17 protein-coding genes and 1 tRNA gene are annotated in these 16,706 nt (G+C 46.2%); 17 read left to right on the plus strand and 1 reads right to left on the minus strand.

All coding sequences use genetic code 11. From position 1 onward, the window contains the following. Positions 1-210: 210 nt before the first annotated feature. From murA to THEBA_RS12000, 10 genes are all read left to right on the plus strand, one after another. Positions 211-1,479, plus strand: a complete 1,269-nt coding sequence (murA, locus tag THEBA_RS11955) for a UDP-N-acetylglucosamine 1-carboxyvinyltransferase (RefSeq protein WP_014731761.1) — start codon at positions 211-213, stop codon at positions 1,477-1,479. A 925-nt stretch (positions 1,480-2,404) separates the two neighbouring features. Further along, positions 2,405-3,202, plus strand: a complete 798-nt coding sequence (locus THEBA_RS11960; RefSeq protein ID WP_236609163.1) for a radical SAM protein — start codon at positions 2,405-2,407, stop codon at positions 3,200-3,202. Beyond that, positions 3,203-3,556, plus strand: coding sequence for a hypothetical protein (locus THEBA_RS11965; RefSeq protein ID WP_014731763.1), 354 nt, complete (start codon positions 3,203-3,205; stop codon positions 3,554-3,556). It abuts the gene before it with no gap. Next, entirely contained in the window at positions 3,553-3,801 is a 249-nt protein-coding gene (locus tag THEBA_RS11970; RefSeq protein WP_006489940.1) for a hypothetical protein, read from the plus strand. Before THEBA_RS11965 ends, THEBA_RS11970 begins: the two co-directional genes overlap by 4 nt. Then, on the plus strand, positions 3,798-4,079 hold the full coding sequence (locus tag THEBA_RS11975; protein ID WP_014731764.1) for a monovalent cation/H(+) antiporter subunit G: 282 nt from the start codon (positions 3,798-3,800) through the stop codon (positions 4,077-4,079). Before THEBA_RS11970 ends, THEBA_RS11975 begins: the two co-directional genes overlap by 4 nt. Beyond that, positions 4,076-4,765 (plus strand): hydrogenase subunit MbhD domain-containing protein, encoded by a 690-nt coding sequence (locus THEBA_RS11980; protein WP_014731765.1) that lies wholly within the window; start codon positions 4,076-4,078, stop codon positions 4,763-4,765. Before THEBA_RS11975 ends, THEBA_RS11980 begins: the two co-directional genes overlap by 4 nt. Further along, positions 4,762-5,433 (plus strand): MnhB domain-containing protein, encoded by a 672-nt coding sequence (locus tag THEBA_RS11985; protein ID WP_014731766.1) that lies wholly within the window; start codon positions 4,762-4,764, stop codon positions 5,431-5,433. Before THEBA_RS11980 ends, THEBA_RS11985 begins: the two co-directional genes overlap by 4 nt. Beyond that, positions 5,430-5,789 carry a sodium:proton antiporter gene (locus THEBA_RS11990; RefSeq protein WP_014731767.1) on the plus strand — a complete coding sequence of 120 codons (360 nt, stop codon included), beginning with the start codon at positions 5,430-5,432 and terminating at the stop codon, positions 5,787-5,789. The genes THEBA_RS11985 and THEBA_RS11990 overlap by 4 nt, the downstream gene beginning before the upstream one ends. Beyond that, the gene (locus THEBA_RS11995) at positions 5,786-7,228 is read left to right on the plus strand and encodes a proton-conducting transporter transmembrane domain-containing protein (protein WP_014731768.1); all 1,443 of its coding nucleotides are present in this window, start codon (positions 5,786-5,788) and stop codon (positions 7,226-7,228) included. The genes THEBA_RS11990 and THEBA_RS11995 overlap by 4 nt, the downstream gene beginning before the upstream one ends. 34 nt (positions 7,229-7,262) lie before the next feature. Further along, positions 7,263-7,338, plus strand: a tRNA-Trp gene (locus THEBA_RS12000). Positions 7,339-7,365: 27 nt separating this feature from the next. Here the strand turns inward: THEBA_RS12000 and THEBA_RS12005 are convergent. Beyond that, positions 7,366-7,842: a GNAT family N-acetyltransferase gene (locus THEBA_RS12005; protein ID WP_006489927.1), complete on the minus strand. Its 477-nt coding sequence runs from the start codon at positions 7,840-7,842 to the stop codon at positions 7,366-7,368. Positions 7,843-8,093: 251 nt separating this feature from the next. On the opposite strand from THEBA_RS12005, the gene THEBA_RS12010 reads away from it, so the two are divergent. The 7 genes from THEBA_RS12010 to THEBA_RS12040 all read left to right on the plus strand — a co-directional run bounded on the left by THEBA_RS12010 (position 8,094) and on the right by THEBA_RS12040 (position 16,683). Then, positions 8,094-8,375, plus strand: a complete 282-nt coding sequence (locus THEBA_RS12010) for an acylphosphatase (protein WP_014731769.1) — start codon at positions 8,094-8,096, stop codon at positions 8,373-8,375. 19 nt (positions 8,376-8,394) lie between these two features. Further along, complete coding sequence (locus THEBA_RS12015; RefSeq protein ID WP_014731770.1) at positions 8,395-9,297, plus strand: alpha/beta hydrolase; 903 nt, start codon at positions 8,395-8,397, stop codon at positions 9,295-9,297. Between the two features lie 416 nt (positions 9,298-9,713). Next, positions 9,714-12,215 carry an ABC transporter substrate-binding protein gene (locus THEBA_RS12020; RefSeq protein WP_014731771.1) on the plus strand — a complete coding sequence of 834 codons (2,502 nt, stop codon included), beginning with the start codon at positions 9,714-9,716 and terminating at the stop codon, positions 12,213-12,215. A 52-nt stretch (positions 12,216-12,267) separates the two neighbouring features. Beyond that, positions 12,268-13,308, plus strand: a complete 1,041-nt coding sequence (locus tag THEBA_RS12025; RefSeq protein ID WP_014731772.1) for an ABC transporter permease — start codon at positions 12,268-12,270, stop codon at positions 13,306-13,308. Then, entirely contained in the window at positions 13,305-14,699 is a 1,395-nt protein-coding gene (locus THEBA_RS12030) for an ABC transporter permease (protein ID WP_014731773.1), read from the plus strand. The genes THEBA_RS12025 and THEBA_RS12030 overlap by 4 nt, the downstream gene beginning before the upstream one ends. A 5-nt stretch (positions 14,700-14,704) precedes the next feature. Then, positions 14,705-15,676: an ABC transporter ATP-binding protein gene (locus tag THEBA_RS12035; protein ID WP_006489918.1), complete on the plus strand. Its 972-nt coding sequence runs from the start codon at positions 14,705-14,707 to the stop codon at positions 15,674-15,676. Then, entirely contained in the window at positions 15,673-16,683 is a 1,011-nt protein-coding gene (locus THEBA_RS12040) for an ABC transporter ATP-binding protein (protein WP_014731774.1), read from the plus strand. Before THEBA_RS12035 ends, THEBA_RS12040 begins: the two co-directional genes overlap by 4 nt. Positions 16,684-16,706 lie beyond the last annotated feature (23 nt).

The following is a 16,706-nucleotide window of genomic DNA, read 5'->3' on the forward strand; positions in this document are numbered from 1 at the left end:
CAGAGCGAACCTGATCCGTCAAGCGCGGGAGAGTTCATGCCCGATCGTACGGGTGAAGTTGCAGAGCTTAGAATACGGCTTCGCACGTACAAAAAGGCAATGCGTCAATAAAGTCTCTGAATTCTATGGACATTCTTGCAACCTCTTCCTCTGATAGAATAATAGTGCGGTCAAGTCTTTCTCACACGATAAGATGATTGGAGGGTTATTATGAGCCAGCTCGTTGTTATGGGAAACACAAGTCTCAAAGGCGAGATAAAGGCAAGCGGCTCCAAGAATTCAGTTTTGCCTATTCTGGCAGCGACTGTCATGATCGAAGAACCGGTAGTAATAAAAAATGTCCCTGAACTGCGCGATGTTCAAACAATGATTTCCATACTTCAGCAGATTGGAAAGACAGTCTCATTCGAAAACGAGACGGTAACGGTAATGCCAGGGGAAATACTAGTGGGAAACGTTCCGTATGAGCTTGTAAAGAAAATGAGGGCCTCATTCAATATAATTGGCCCTCTTACCATGATCTGCGGGTGGGCAAAGGTAGGAAAACCCGGTGGCTGCAACATCGGTCAGCGTCCCGTCGACTTTCATCTGAAGGGTCTCGAGGCCTTTGGTTTCAGAATAACGGAGGAACATGGAGACGTCATGGCCGTCATTCCCAACAGTTTTGAAAAAGAGATTGTCTATGCGCTTCCCTTTCCCAGTGTTGGCGCAACCGAGCAGCTCATGACTACGGCAGCTCTAATGGAGGGAAGTACGATAACTATTGAGAATGCTGCCCGAGAGCCGGAAATATCGGATCTCCAGAACTTCCTTAATGCGTGTGGCGCACAGATTGCCGGTGCCTCGACACCTACCATAAAGATTACCGGAGTTAGAAATCTCCATGGATCGGAATACTCGGTTATTCCCGACAGAATTGAAACGGGCACTTATCTCCTTGGAACAATAGCCACCAAAGGCGACGTGAAGATTCACGGAACAAGGTCGGACCACCTGATTTCTCTCCTGAGTATTCTTGAGGAGATGGGAGCAGGTATAGAGAAAGGCCAAGACTATTTGCACGCCTTCTGGAAGGGACCGCTGAAGCCGGTAAGAATATCGTCGGAACCATACCCTGGATTTCCTACTGACCTCCAGCCGATAATAACTGCCGTGCTGGCAACGGTCGAAGGCACATCCGTTATAGAAGAGAACGTCTTTGAAAACAGATTTGGATACGTAGATGAACTAAATCGAATGGGAGCAAGAATCAAAGTATCGAGTAGCCACGCTAACATATGCGGCGTCGATAAACTCAGTGGAGCAGAGGTCGTAGCCCCTGACATAAGAGCCGGCGCTGCACTTGTGATAGCAGGACTGGCGGCCGATGGAGAAACAATAATTAACAACGTTACCCATCTCTTCAGAGGGTATGAGAGGTTTCAGGAGAAATTGAGAACACTGGGAGCCAAGATAACCTTCTATCCCGACGAAGAATGAAGATCGGAGTTGCGGGTAGCAGGTTGGGGGTAGGAAGAGCAAAGGATCAGTTCCAAGTTGCAAGCTGTGAGTTGTAAAGGCCGGGGTTTGAGGATGGTGGTTGGAGGTCGGAAGAGAAAGAAAACTGGTTCTCCGTTGAGCGGTTCACCGTTTTCCGAAAAGAGCCGTTAACCGCTTTCTAAGATACGCTGAACGCTTGAAAGCGCAAAGGATAAGTTGCATGAATAAAAGCAGACGAGGTTCAAAGTTGGTGGTAGGAGGTCGGAAGATCAAGAGAACTATGCGCCATTGAGCGGTATTCGCCGGCGAAAAGGAACTGGATGTTGAAACAAGTTCAGATGACGAGAAGGGCAGGGTATCGATTACAGGGTATGGGGTTTCGTGAAGAGAACCGGTTCATCAATTCAGGGTTTTACTGTAACTGAGAAAGTTATTCCGGCACCGGCTCTTGGCAGGAAGCTCCTCACTCTGTCATCCCGAACTTGTTTCGGAATCTGGTTTTGATCTTCTCGGAGGACGGTGGACCGTTGACGGACAACGTGTTTTTCATCAGCGTGCAGCGGTTCTTTGGGGCGCAATGCTGAAACAAGTTCAGATTAAGGGGTGTAAGACTCTCAGGACGAGTTAGATTGGTTGTGCGTTATGGGTTGATGGTTAGGCGAACTTGTTCGAAGTGTTCCTTTTCTCTTCCATAGCCCAAACGCAATCTCAGTTACCGTAGACTCGAATTTGCGTGACTAATCTCAGCTGACGGTCTTCCGTCAACTCTCAAGAGTGAAGAAAAGGAATGGGTTGGATGGATTCAAACGCAGAAAGACTTGTCAAAGTGCAAAAAGCAATAGAAAACACTCGTGAAAGGCTGCACTCGTGTGACCTGTGCCCCAAGAAGTGTCGTATAAACAGGTTCGAGGTTCCTGGTTTCTGCATGCAAAGGATCGAACCAAGAGTCTCGGCAACTGTTCTCCACTTCGGGGAAGAACCACCTTTGGTGAAGGAAGGCGGTGCAGGTGCGATCTTTTTCAGTGGCTGTTCAATGAGCTGCCTCTACTGTCAAAACTTCGCCTTCAGTCAGAAGAATTCAGGCAAGGTCTTTTCTTTTGAAGAGCTATCACGACACTTTATGAAGATTCAGGAGGAAGGGGCCGCTTGCATCGATCTCGTCACTCCGACTCCAAATCTGTATGGCTTTCTCAAAGCTTACGAACTTGCTCTTAAGGAGGGCTTTTCTCTTCCGGTAGTGTTCAACACAAGCGGCTATGAAGAAGTGAGTACACTGCTGCTTCTCGATGGAATCGTGGACATATACCTCACAGACATAAGATACACCGACGATGAGGTTGGAAAGAAATACTCCCTTGTTCCCGACTACTGGACTGTCACAAAGAAGGCAGTTAAGGAGATGTTCAGGCAAACAGGCTCTTTCAGAGAAGAAAACATGCGAGGAGTTATCGTCAGACATCTTGTTCTACCTGAAGGAATAGCAGGCACTGAAGAAATGGCGGAGTTTGTTGCTTTTGAATTATCTTCATCCGTTCCCATATCGCTTATGTCACAGTATCGACCTGTTTACAGGGCGAGAGAATACTATGAGCTATCGAGAAGAATTTCGGAAGAAGAGTACGATCACGCGCTGAACGTGATAGATGCGTTTGGCCTCACCGGTTGGATGCAGCACTTCGAGTCGAATGAAGGCTACAGGGCGAAACCTCTGAGGTGGGACTAGATGATTTTCACAATCTCTTTCTTTTTGTGGATCACTTTTTTTGGCAGATTCACTCTGGCCTCAGTAGTTTCGGGAGTGTTAGTTTCCGTTCTTCCTCAATATATATCATCTAGACTCATTCGTTCCGGCCCCGTTTTTGCCACGGCTTTCAAGATTATTCTTGCCTTGCCAATAGCCGTATTTCAAGCGTTCAGACTTATCTTCTCAAGACCCGTCTTCACGGTCAGGAGTGAGAAATCTCCGGAAAACAGAATTGTGGAGTTTGGCAAGATCATCTCTATAACGATGACCCCTGAGGAAATAGTCATCTCGAAAGACAGGGAAGGATTGCTGATTCATGAGGTGAAGAAGTGACTTTTTACATCACCATGGCTGCAACTATCTCCTCCATTGTAATGCTTGTGTGGTTCGCCGCAGGCAGTAATCCCTGGAGGCTTCTTGTGGCTTATTCTGCTATCTCCACAAGACTTCTAATAGGTATAATTTTCATTGAGATGGTAACAAGCGTCGATTTCGTCTCGAGTGTTGCTCTTCTATTCCTTATACTCAACACAAGCGGAACGATTATCGCAGCTTATTATATGGGAGTGCGCAGATGATGGAAATAATCGCCTACATAATTCTGATCCCTGGGCTTTTCTTCGTTGTTGCCGGTACTCTCAGGGCGGTTTTTGCACACACGATAATTGGTACACTTCATTTCCTAACCATAGCCGATACGGTTGGCCTGATATTCCTAGTGATCTCGGCGTTTTTCTTCGGTCTCCTGACGATAATCGAAATGCTCGCGTTCATAGTTGCTTTAATGGTTACGGGACCTCTCGTGACACACGTCATTGCAAGAGCTTTCATAAACTCAGGGGGAAGAGAGAAATGAGCTTTGTCATAGTCGCAATCAGCTCTTTATATATTGTCAGTGCGATAATAGTCCTTTCATCGAAAACCAATTTCCAAAGCGTAATCTGGTTTGGGATTGTCGGTTCTCTGTCAGCCATAATAATGATGATAATTGGAGCACCGGATGTTGCCATGACTCAATTTTCGGTCGGGGTAGCCCTTGTTCTGATCGTTTACATAATGGCGCTCAAGAAGCAGCGCCGTGTTCGTCTCGGCATTGTCGAGGTACCGTCGATGATTGAAGAGACACCCTCTGGATTCAGGGGTCTGGAGTGGGAGATAATCCAGCTTGTCGATGAGAAAGAGGGTTATCATCTCGAACCTGTGAAGTTTTCCAGCAAGGAAGAGGCATTGGTAGCGATAGAAAACCATGATATAGATTTGATTTGCGGAGCGCTTACAGAAGACGATGTTACCGGCAGGACGAAGGGCATTCCCTATTTGGAAACTTCGATCTTCCTGTGCAATGGAGAGGAAATCGATTTTGTGAGACTGAAGCACTTGAGCAGAAACTCCCTTTCTCCAACGCCTGAGTTTCTGAGAAAGAGCAGCTATGTCTTTGTCGTTTCGACGAATTCACCTGATCTCGAAAAGGATATCCTTGAAGGACTGGAGTTCATAAGATCTTCGGGAAACATTGAGGAGATTGTGGGGCGGTATCTGTGAAGATCGCGGGAATCATAGCTCTGATAACCATCTTCATGATCGTTCTTTTTTCCTTTGATCCGTTCGGCAGTATTCCAGAGCCGATCGAAGAAATAGTGAATCGAGTAAACGTACCCAATATAGTCACAAGCGTTTATCTTGAAACAAGACTCTATGACACTATTTTCGAGATAATAGTCTTTACGATAACTGCACTTGGTGTTGCAAGCCTTTTTACTTCGCTGCCCGTTAATAGCGACGAGGGTCAGCAGGTATTCGGAACGGTTACTGTTTACAGCGGTGGACTGGCTGCACTGTCCATAACGCTCTTCCTATATGTTGTGATAAACGGTCACATAAGTCCCGGTGGAGGATTTGTTGGTGGAGTAGTTCTCGCAACGGGCGTTGTCACTTATGGACTCACTTCGAGTTTCAGGAGAGCGAGTCTTCATTATGAGATCTTCAAGGTAAATATGCTGGAGAACGTAAGCCTTATTCTTATTTTTGCGTTTTCATGTTTCATCATAATCTTTCCAGAGGCTCACGCACAAATACTATCTGAGGCTGGATTCGGTTCGGTTTTCAGTGGCGGACTAATACCCATGATGAATATATTGATAGGAATCAAAGTATATGCAGGCGCCTGGAAGATGTCCAGCGAGTTCATAAACAGACGGGGAACATTATGACGGGAATTCTCGTAATCTATTTCTCGATAATTGGTATGCTGGTCGGAGCAGTGGGCATGATTCTCTCGAAAAACATAATAAAGAAAATCTTGTCCCTTGGTATAGTAGAGACTTCCGTAAATCTTATGTATACCGGAATTTCGGCCAGAGGAGGGATAATTCCCCCCATAATCAGCGGTGACTTTTCTAATGCAGTCTATGCAGACCCCATTCCCCAGGCCGTAATAATTACCGGAATCGTAATTTCATTTGCATTGCTCTGTCTTTCGCTCGTATTTGCGATCATAATTTACAACAAGTATCACACAATGAATGTCGAGACTATCGAAATGATTTTCGAGAGGGAGGAAAAATGATAGCATTAGTCTTCCTGCCCGTTCTCGGAGGCGTTATCTGCCTTGTATTGAAGAAGAGAAAGAACGTCAGCCTGATCATTGCCATTGTTACGGCTTTAGTCGGTGGAAGCGTCCTTCCATTTGTTATCTTTGACAACGCTTCGATAGACATAGGGAACTGGGGTTCACTTGGAATTGGACTTGCGATAGATGAATTAGCAATCCCCTTTCTGCTATCGACTTTTATCGTTATGCTCGCGGTGATTTTGAATTCTATCAAGAAGGGTTATGACGGTTTTTTCTATGCCTTGATCCTCATACTTTACGGAACTCTAAATTCAATATTCCTTTCGAGAGACCTTTTCAGTATTTTCGTAACCGTTGAACTCGCATCGATAATTTCCTTTATCCTAATTTCCTACGAGAAGAAGCCCCGTCAGGCCTGGGCCAGTCTGAAGTATCTGCTCCTCTCTTCACTAGGTCTGAACTTCTATCTACTAGGAATCGGAATCGTCTATATGGAAACGGGTTCATTTGCGATGGATAGTCTCGAACAGGTTTCGACTATCGCAACAGTTCTGATCTTTGGGGGGCTGGCCGTCAAGTCCGGTCTTTTCTTTTTCTCAATGTGGCTTCCGGATGCTCATTCCAATGCGCCAATCGAAGTGTCTCCAATACTATCCGGTCTTATTGTCAAACTTGATGTCTATTTATCGATAAGGTTCATAACCTATTCCTCTTTCGGCTGGATGAGAGATACCTATATGTTCATAGGAATCGTAAGCGCAATTGTCGGCGTCGTATTCGCAGTCAATTCAAAGAACGCCAAGAGGGTGCTAGCATATCACACTATCTCTCAAGTTGGATTCATGCTTGTGAATTGTGACAAGTCCTCTGCCTGGCACGGCTTCAGCCATGCAATATTCAAAACGCTCCTTTTTCTGGTCGTCGGAAATATTTCGGAAAGACTCGGTACAAAGGAGTATACAAAGTGGTCGGGGAAGATCACGAGGGTCGAGTACGCTTTTCTGTTGATCGGTTCGCTCGCAATCGCGGGATTTCCCATGACATCCGGATGTGTGACGAAGGAGATCATCATACACGGCGCTTGTTGTCCCTCGTTGAAGATACTGCTCCTCATTGCTTCCGCTGGAACGGCCATGAGCTTCTCGAAATTCATCTTTCTCAAACCCGGAAAATCTTCCTCGCGGCCTGCCGCGAATACCGTTGCGGCTTACTCCATTTTGTCCGGAGTCATAATCGTACACGGGATTATCGGTTTCGAAATATATATGTTCGAATCATTATTTGCCGTTATTGCGGGAGTAGCCGCATATCTTCTGCTTCGCAAGTTTCTCAGACCTCTGCCGGTTTATTTCGAGAGGATCGATTCGGCTCTCTCTTCCTATCTCGTTCTATTTCTAATTTCGATCGTGTTGGCAATTATCCTCTCCTCTTGAAAAGGAGTATCGATTCCGCTATAATCGTCTTTGTAGGCGAGTAGCTCAATTGGCAGAGCGACGGTCTCCAAAATCGTAGGTCGGGGGTTCGAGGCCCTCCTCGCCTGCCAGAAAAGAGAGGAAGTTTCCTCTCTTTTTTATTTCCCCCCTATATGCTTTGCCATATTCAAGCTGGTAACTTCATACCCCATCTTCCTATATAGAGCAACCGCCACGGTGTTATGTGCGAAAACATGGAGCGAAAGGTCTTCCACTCCTAGTTTTGAAGCATATTCCTCAAGCGCCTTCAAGCTCTCTTTCCCGTAGCTTTTTCCCCTGAATGCCTCATCGATTACGAAATCATAGATGAATCCCTTCTTCTCCATTCCCGGGAAGATATGTAGCCAGACACAGCCGATCTTCTTGCCTGTATCCTTTTCCTTAAGATTCAGCAGTTCGTGGTTCTCTGTGTTCAGTCCGTCAGTCAGCAATGAATCGACCTCTCTCTTCGATTTTTCTAGTGCGCTTTTCTCTTCCCATCTTCCGGATTTCACATTCTCTACCGCGTAGTTTTCAACAAGTTTTCTCAGATATACGCTAAACTCATCTGACCTCATTTTCTCTATAACTATCATTCTGTCCCTCCTCTATAGATCATATCCAACAGAAATCTCTTGAAGAGTACCTTGATTGAAAAGTAATCGTCGACGTACTCTGATGACCGGAAACTTCAGGACAACAACCAGTCTTAGAAAGAGCAACAAGAAAGTACACTTCCTTGATTAATGAAAACCACTACTGCTCTCTTAAAGTGATCAAGTACACTTTCTGCTGATAAAATTGTTTTATACATGATATTCTAAATCACAAGGGGAGAAATCACAGTTTGAGAACCGTCGAGATAATTATTCAGGGAAGAGTTCAGAAGGTCGGCATGAGAAACTTCATAAGGCGTCTGGCTACGAGACATGGGATTACTGGTTATGTAGAGAACCTCGACGATGGCTCGGTGAGAGTAGTAGCTCAGGGCAGCAAAGCACAGCTAAATGCATTCCTTGCGAAGATCGAGAAGGGATCGATTTCGATAAAGCTTTCCGGAGGAAACATCAAGAGGGTTACTGAACGGCCATCCATGGAACACGGGTTCATGGACTTTGAAAAAAGGTAATTCCTACTGGAGGAGAAAAATGACAGTGATAATATTGGTGCTGATCGTTGTAGGATTTCTGGGCATCGTCGGTGCCGTTTTTGCCAACAAGGTCACGAAACCGCGGCAAATCCCGTACGAAGAGACCTACCGCATCGAAGTCGAAAACGGCAGAATGGATCCGGAGTGGTTCGAAAAGATCGAAAAGGAGGAGGTCTGGATTGATTCTCCGTATGGATACAAACTTCACGGGTTACTCATTCCGAACGACAATTCCGAAAGAGCTGTAATTATCTGCCACGGTATCACTTATTCGCTGTTCGGTTCCATAAAGTACGCGAAAATTTTTCACAAGCTAGGCTTTAACATCATCGTATATGACCACAGAAATCACGGAAAGAGCGGAGGCACGAATACGACTCTGGGCTATTACGAGAAACATGATCTTGCTGCGGTGAAAAACTGGGTCCTGGATAGACTGGGCAAGAAGACCAGAATAGGTCTGCATGGGGAATCGATGGGTGCCGCAATCGCAATTCAGTATCTTTCTCTAGATGATGAGATCGACTTCTGCGTCGCCGACTGTGGTTTTTCGGACCTCGAAGAATTGCTCTCGATAAGGTTGAGAGAGGACTTTCATCTGCCAAGAGTTCCATTCATCTGGCTCGCCCGTCTCTTCGCTAGGATAATGACTGGAGCCGATCTCAAGGAAGTCAGCCCGATCAGATCAGTAAGAGAGACTTCCATTCCTATCATGTTTGCTCACGGTGGAGAAGACCACTACGTCCCTACCTTTATGAGCGAAAAGATGTACAGTGAAAGACAATCAAACAAACATCTACTTATAGTTCCCGATGCTGGCCATGCGATGGCCCTTGTTACCGATCCAGCGAAATACGAAAAAGAGATAGAATGGTTTCTTCGTAGTAATGATCTCCTTTGATTCAGCTCTTTATTTCCGCCCTCACTATTGAAAAATTTGCCTTAAGAATTAAAATCCATTGTTGGAATTATTCATTACCTTGCCGAACTATATCGATAATTTGGTTTTGGTTAGTTTAATTTATTGATTTGCACGCTAATTCATATTGAAATAATCAATCACTACAACTAATTAATTATTTTTCCATTAATTATTGAAGCAAAGAGCTTGACATTCTTGGAATTATTGTGTTAGACTTCGTAATGCTTTGATAATCTTTTTCTTTTTATCGAAGTAATTAAATTATCGATTACTTTTTGCACTATAGTTCTGTCCAGAATTATAATTATGCGATTATAATGAAAATTTCTTACTGATATACAACTGAATATTCTGTGCAAAGGCACAGAACTAAATGAAAAAGGGGGCGAAAGAAATTGAGTAAGAGACTTACCGTGATCCTTCTCGCATCGATGATTGTTCTCTGTGGCGGTGTTTTTGCAACCGAGAAGGGACCAATCTCCGACGTCATCTACTTCAACGTTAAGATGTCTCAAGAACTCGGTCTCAGAGACGTTGCCGAAGGACTCACCGACATTTTCATGGAAGGCGTCTCCGGTCCTACGTTAATGGGGATGGATAAGGCAACACGAGACAAAATGGATATCTACTCTGTTCCAGCGCTAACCTATGCTCTTTTCGTAAACCCATATCCGAACGAAGCTCCTTACTTCGCAAATGTAGACGGAAAGGACTTCTTCAACGTAATGGCGATAAACGAATTCAGGTATGCTCTCAACGACTTGATCAACAGGCAGTACATAGTTGACGAGATACTTGGAGGCGCTGGAGGACCGATGTTGTCTATGGCAACCCCCGGTCAACCCGGTACCTACAGATACGGTCTGGTCGCAAACAAACTTGGGTTAAGCTTTGAAGGCAACGAGACAAGAGCTCTCGAAGCTATGAAGAAAGCTCTTGAGGATGCCGCAAAGATTCCTGAGAATCAGGGTAGACTGGTAAACAGTAACGGCAAATGGTATTTCGATAATGAGCCATTGACGGTTAAATTCGTTATTAGGGCTGATGACCCCAACGTTAGAGTCAAGATGGCCGAATACGTCTCCCTTCAACTTGAAAAGGCCGGGGTAACAGTGGACAGACTGGTCTGGGAAAGATCAAAAGCTAGCAACACAGCTTATGGTAGCGATCCTGCAGACCTGATCTGGAACCTCTACACCGAAGCATGGAGCGCAGGCGCCACAAGAGCCTTCTGGGAACACATAGTACGCCAGATGTATGCTTCCGGTGGATCCTACATGCCCGGCCGTGGGACAGAAGGGTTCTGGAATTTCAGAAACGAAAAGCTGGACGATCTCATAGATAGGGCCTACACAGGAAACTTCTTAACTGAAGAGGAGTACTGGGACCTTTCTCTTACGGCTCTGGAGATGGGACTTAAAGACGCAGTTAGAATTTATGTCTGCTATCAGGACGGCTTCTATACGGCCAATTCGGCGAGGCTTCTCGACAGATTCGCATACGGACTCGGAGACGGAGTTAATGACTGGTCACTCAAAACGGCCGTCACCGATGACAAGGTGCTTTTTGTCACACAGTACTCATCCGTTGGAGCTCTCTTCATGTCCAACTGGGATCCTGTAGGACCTGACGGAATCTCAGACACGTACAGTGCAAATGTCGTAACGATTCTCTCTGATCCCAGCTCTTTTGAGAGCCCGGCGTCTGCTATAAATACCCCTTACAGAGTTAACTGGACACATGACGACATAGTCACGAAGGTCGAGCGAAACTCGGAAGGTGACGTCGTAGGTACAATAGACGTTCCCGAAAATGCGATAAGATTCGACAGCAAGACCAAGCAGTGGAAGGAAGTCGGCCCGGGCGTCAAGTCAATGTCGATGGGAACATATACCCTCCTCGGAGGCAACATGCACCAGGGCCAGCCCATAACAGTCAACGACTATCTCTACGCCTTCGCATTCATTGATGAATGGATATCGAGAGACGGGGAGAATGACAAGTACTACGAAGCTTCGTACGAGAATTACATGAGAAGCGGACAAGACACGATAAAGGGATATATTGTAAACGATGACGGGACAATCACTACCTACTTCGATTACAACTTCCCTGCAAGCGTCGACAGAACCGCACAGTGGGGAGCACCTTTCCTTGGAGTCCACAGACAGCCATTTGTAATAGTCTCCTGGGAAATATACGAGGCCCTCGCGGAAATCGTTGCCAACGGCAGCCAATCTGGAACGGTCTATGCCTTCAGGAACGATCCCGCTGTCACTCAGATCGATGTCCTTGTACCGAACCACGTGAAAGACATAAAAGCGAAACTCGTCGAGCTAATAGAAAAGGGACATGTTCCTAACTCTCTTAAGGGCCTGATAACTGTCGAAGAGGCTCAGTCAAGATACCAGGCCGCAATCGACTTCATAGACAAGTATGGACATGCGTATATAAGCAATGGACCATACTACCTTTCAAAATACGACCCAACTGCGAACTATGCGGAATGCAGGGCCTTTAGAGATCCTTCCTATCCATATGAACCGTACTACTGGAAGGAAATGTTGAAAACCGTAAGGCTTTCAATCGACTCTATAGACGTACCGGCCATAATCATGAAGGGAATGGATACGACTGTCAAGGTAGTAGTCGCAGAGGTTGCCTATCCATCTGAAGAGGTATCCAAGGCATCCAGGGGAAGCGTTGTCGTGACACTTATAACTCCGGAGAAAGAGATGACTTTCGACGCCGTCTTGATCGAACCGGGACTTTTCGAAGCTGTAATAAACGCTGAAGCTATCGAAGATCTCGAACCTGGCTCATACAACGTTCTGGCAATCGCTTCACTCGAAGGTGCGGTGCCGGCATCGTCCGTCACTTCCACCATAGTTTACTGATGTCTGCAGAGCGGTACCCGAAAGGGTGCCGCTTTCATTATTGAGGTGGAATATGTTCTGGAAATACATGTTGAAACGTGTCTTCTACGGCATCTTTATCTACATCATACTGATTTTCGTCTTTTCTGCGCTTTTCAACACCGTCATGGAACAGACCTTGCGAGGACAGATCGATGAGGAAATTAGAGGCGAATTGATGGCCCTAGATAACCGAAGCTCCCAACAGATTCAAGACTTCATCGAAATGAGAAGGGCAGAAAAGTATGCCCTTTACAGACTGGACAAGCCCATCTTCGAAAGGATAGTGTGGCGAACCTGGTCAACCCTGACCTTCAACCTTGGAAAATCGAGTTCCATACGCTCTGCAGCAGGCGATCGGGATGTCTGGTCGATAGTCTCCGAGAAGATACCAAGAACCCTTGTTCTTTTCAGCACAGCGATGCTCGTCGACATCTTTATTGGAATATGGCTTGGCCTGAAGAAGGCTCAAAAGGCCGGAGGGTTACTGGACAAAAGTACTTCAGTAGGAACCATGGTGGTCTTCGGTATGCCGTCGTGGTGGTTGGGCATGATACTGATCATGTTCTTCGCATACACACTAAAAGTATTTCCTTCTGGTGGACTTCACGCTACGCCTCCTCCAGAGGGAATAGCATTCTTCTTAGATGCTCTCTATCATTTGGCGCTTCCAGTGATGACTCTTGTCGTAATTGGATTTTGGGGGCGCGCCTTCCTTACTCGAAATATCGTTCTCGGAGTTCTTCAGGACGACTATATAATGGCGGCAAGAGCAAGGGGCATTCCCGAAAGGAAGGTTCTCTACGGACACACAATGAGAACATCGGCCCCACCAATCGTCACCATGTCGCTTCTTGCACTGCTTGCCTCTGTGTCAGGAAATATTGTCTTTGAAGGTATCTTCAACTGGCCCGGAATGGGGAATCTCTTCTGGTTCGCCCTTCAGCAGAACGATGTTCCGGTCCTTATGGGAAATCTCGCGATAACCACAGGATTGTATATTTGTGGTCTTGTTCTCCTCGATCTGGTGTACGGTCTTCTTGATCCCAGGATCAAGGTTGGTGGCAGAATATGAGAATTGGAGATATGAAATCATCGTTCAACGAGTTCTGGCAAGAATTTAGAAGGGTCAAATCGGGGATGATAGGCCTCGTCTTTCTTGGATTGTTTCTAATGGTTTTGTTTTTTGAACCTCTGCTTCTCCCTTTTGAAGGAGCAAACCAACGGTGGAAGGACATAACCTACTGGGAGGATAATCCGGCCAGTGCCGCACCTCAGTGGACAAACCTATTCTCCTCAAAGAAGAGCGCAGTATCCATAGCTCTTGAGTCAGCAAAAAAGGAAGAGAAAAACGCCGGCCCGATAAGAATTATAGAGGAGACCTTCGTATATGACTTCCAGTATGATGTCGCTCCCTCCGACATAATATTCAGAGCCTCTGGTAAGGCGAATCCGACAGCAATCATATCCATCGAAAGACCTGATGGAAGAAAGATCGACTTGCTGAGAAAGCCTTTGGAAGTTACTGAAGGAAACGACTTGAGAATCGCGATTGACAAGACCTCATTGAATGAAGCGTACAATTTCCTCAAGGGGCTTGACGCTGCAACAGGCCTTTCGAAGCAGACCATGAAAACTACAGACATCATATTCTCCAAAGTAGAGGATTCGGTTCCATTCAAACCAGAGGCCCTGAAAGGCGAGTATAGAATAATGGTCTCGCTGATTCTCCAGAAGGAAACAGACCTGATCGATTCCACAGAAATGAAAATTGCGGGCAGGGTGCATGGAATTCTGGGAACGGACAACTCGAAGAGAGATATCTGGAGTGGAGTAATAGCCGGAGTGAAGTGGGCTATGCTTATCGGGCTCCTTACGGCTCTTATTTCAGTATCCATTGGTGTTATCTACGGCGTAATGAGCGCTTATCTAGGAGGCTGGAAGGATTCTTTAATGCAACGTATATTCGAGATATTCATAAGCGTTCCCATGCTTCCCGTACTCATTGTAATGAGCGCTGTCTTTAAGCCAAATATTTGGATGATTATCGCGATCATGTGCATCTTCTACTGGGTAGGACCGGTGAAGACCGTCAGGAGCATGGGACTCCAGATCAAGGAAGAGACTTATATTGAGGCCTCCAGGGCTCTTGGAGCCTCCAATACGAGAATAATCTTCAAACATATGGTTCCTCTGCTTATCCCCTACGCCTTCGCTTCAATGGCCCTCAACGTACCGGGAGCTATCGTGGTCGAGGCAACACTCAGCCTGCTCGGGTTGGGCGACCCCAATATCGTGACGTGGGGTCAGATCCTTCAAGATGCCCATAATGGAGGCGCGATGTTGAGCGGAATGTGGTGGTGGGTAGTACCGCCGGGACTGGCGATAGCCTTCATGGGGATGACATTCGCATTTGTCGGGTTCGCAATGGACAAGATACTTAACCCGAAACTGAAGACGAGGTAATGAATATGGATAACATATTGACTGTAGAAAACCTCAAGCTTTACTACTACACGAGCAAAGGTGTCGTGAAGGCAGTTGACGACATCTCCTTCACACTGAAGAAGGGGGAAACTCTTGGCCTCGTTGGAGAGTCTGGCTGCGGAAAGACAACTACAGGCTTCGCCCTTCTCAAGATGCCCACTCCCCCGGGTAAGATTGTCGGAGGAAGAATAGAGGTAGACGGTATCGACATTACTCCCCTGCGTGAGAATGAAATGAGAAGGAATATACGCTGGGAGAAGATTTCCATGGTATTCCAGGGCGCAATGAATACCCTCACTCCCGTTTACACAATAGGCAAACAGATGATGGAGACTTTACAGGAACACAGAGAGATGGAGAGAGACGAGGCGAGAAAGAGAATAGAGAAGTATCTCAACCTCGTTGGACTCTCAGGCGATATAGTGAAGAGATATCCCCATGAACTCTCGGGAGGAATGAAACAGAGAATCGCCATCGCTACCGCCCTCTTTCTGGAACCCAAGGTGATAATCTGTGATGAACCCACGACCGCTCTGGATGTTATTGTACAGGCCCAGATAATAAACCTTCTAAAAGACTTAAAGGAAAAACTCGACCTTTCATTCATCTTCATAACTCACGACCTTGCAACAGAGGCAGAGGTTTCAGACAGGATAGCGGTGATGTATGCAGGAAAGATAGTGGAGATAGGAACAAATCAACAGATATACGGAGAACAGGGTCCCTGTCATCCATATACGAAAAACTTGCTCGCCGCCACTCCAAGACTACATGAAAGGGTGAGTGAACTCTCGTTCATCCCGGGTGCTCCTCCGGACTTGCTAGAGCCTCCTTCTGGCTGTAGATTCCATCCCAGATGTTCCCTGGCCATGGATAAGTGCAAAGAAGAAGAACCACCCCTAATAGAGATAGAAGATGAACACATGGTGGCCTGCTGGAGGTGTGAGAAGAGATGAACGAAAACATAATTGAAGTCAAAGACCTTCAGAAATGGTTCCCCATAAGAAGAAACATATCCCAGTTCTTCAAGGGAGAACACAATTACGTCAAGGCAGTTGACGGAGTATCCTTCTCGATAAAGAGGGGCGAGATATTCGGTCTTGTAGGAGAGTCGGGATGTGGAAAGACCACGACGGGAAAACTAATCATGAAACTCCTCGAACCTACAGGCGGGACCATGTTTCTAAACGGAAAGGATGTAACTCATATAGAGAAAGATGAACTGAAGATATACAGAAGGAATGTACAGATGATCTTTCAGGATCCATACGCTTCAATGAACCCGCGATTCAAGATAAGGGATGTCATGGAGGAGCCTTTAATAATACACAAACTCGGAGAAGACAGGGATGAGAGAATGAAGATGATCGAGAAGGCTTTAAGGGAAGTCAAGCTCAATCCTCCAGATGAATTCCTTGTGAGGTATCCCCATATGTTATCCGGGGGTCAGAGACAGAGGGCAGCTACCGCGAGGACTCTTCTTCTAAACCCCGAGCTTCTCGTTGCGGATGAACCGGTATCCATGATTGACCTTTCCACCAGGGCCGAGATACTCCACATGATGAAGGAAGTGCAGAGAGACCTTGGTCTTACCTATCTCTACATAACACACGATCTTTCCACTGCGAGATACTTCACCGACAGGATAGCCGTGATGTACCTTGGAAAGATAATAGAGATAGGAGATCCAGATGATGTCATAGACAATCCCGTTCATCCATACACAAGGGCCCTCATCGCTGCCGTATGCGAACCGGTAGCGGGAAAGGTAAACAAACCAAAGATTGTACCGATAAAGGGAGAGATTCCCTCTGCCGCCAATATTCCAAAGGGCTGCAGATTCCATCCCAGATGTCCTTATGCAAAAGAAGAATGCTGGGAGAAGGAAGAACCTCAGCTTCAGGAGATTGAAGATGGTCACTTCCACGCCTGCAGAAGATGGAAGGAAGTAGGGGTTTCTTGAAGCGTGGTCGGGGGTAGGAAAAG

The organism is Mesotoga prima MesG1.Ag.4.2 (assembly GCF_000147715.2).
GTDB classification, from domain to species: Bacteria; Thermotogota; Thermotogae; order Petrotogales; family Kosmotogaceae; genus Mesotoga; species Mesotoga prima.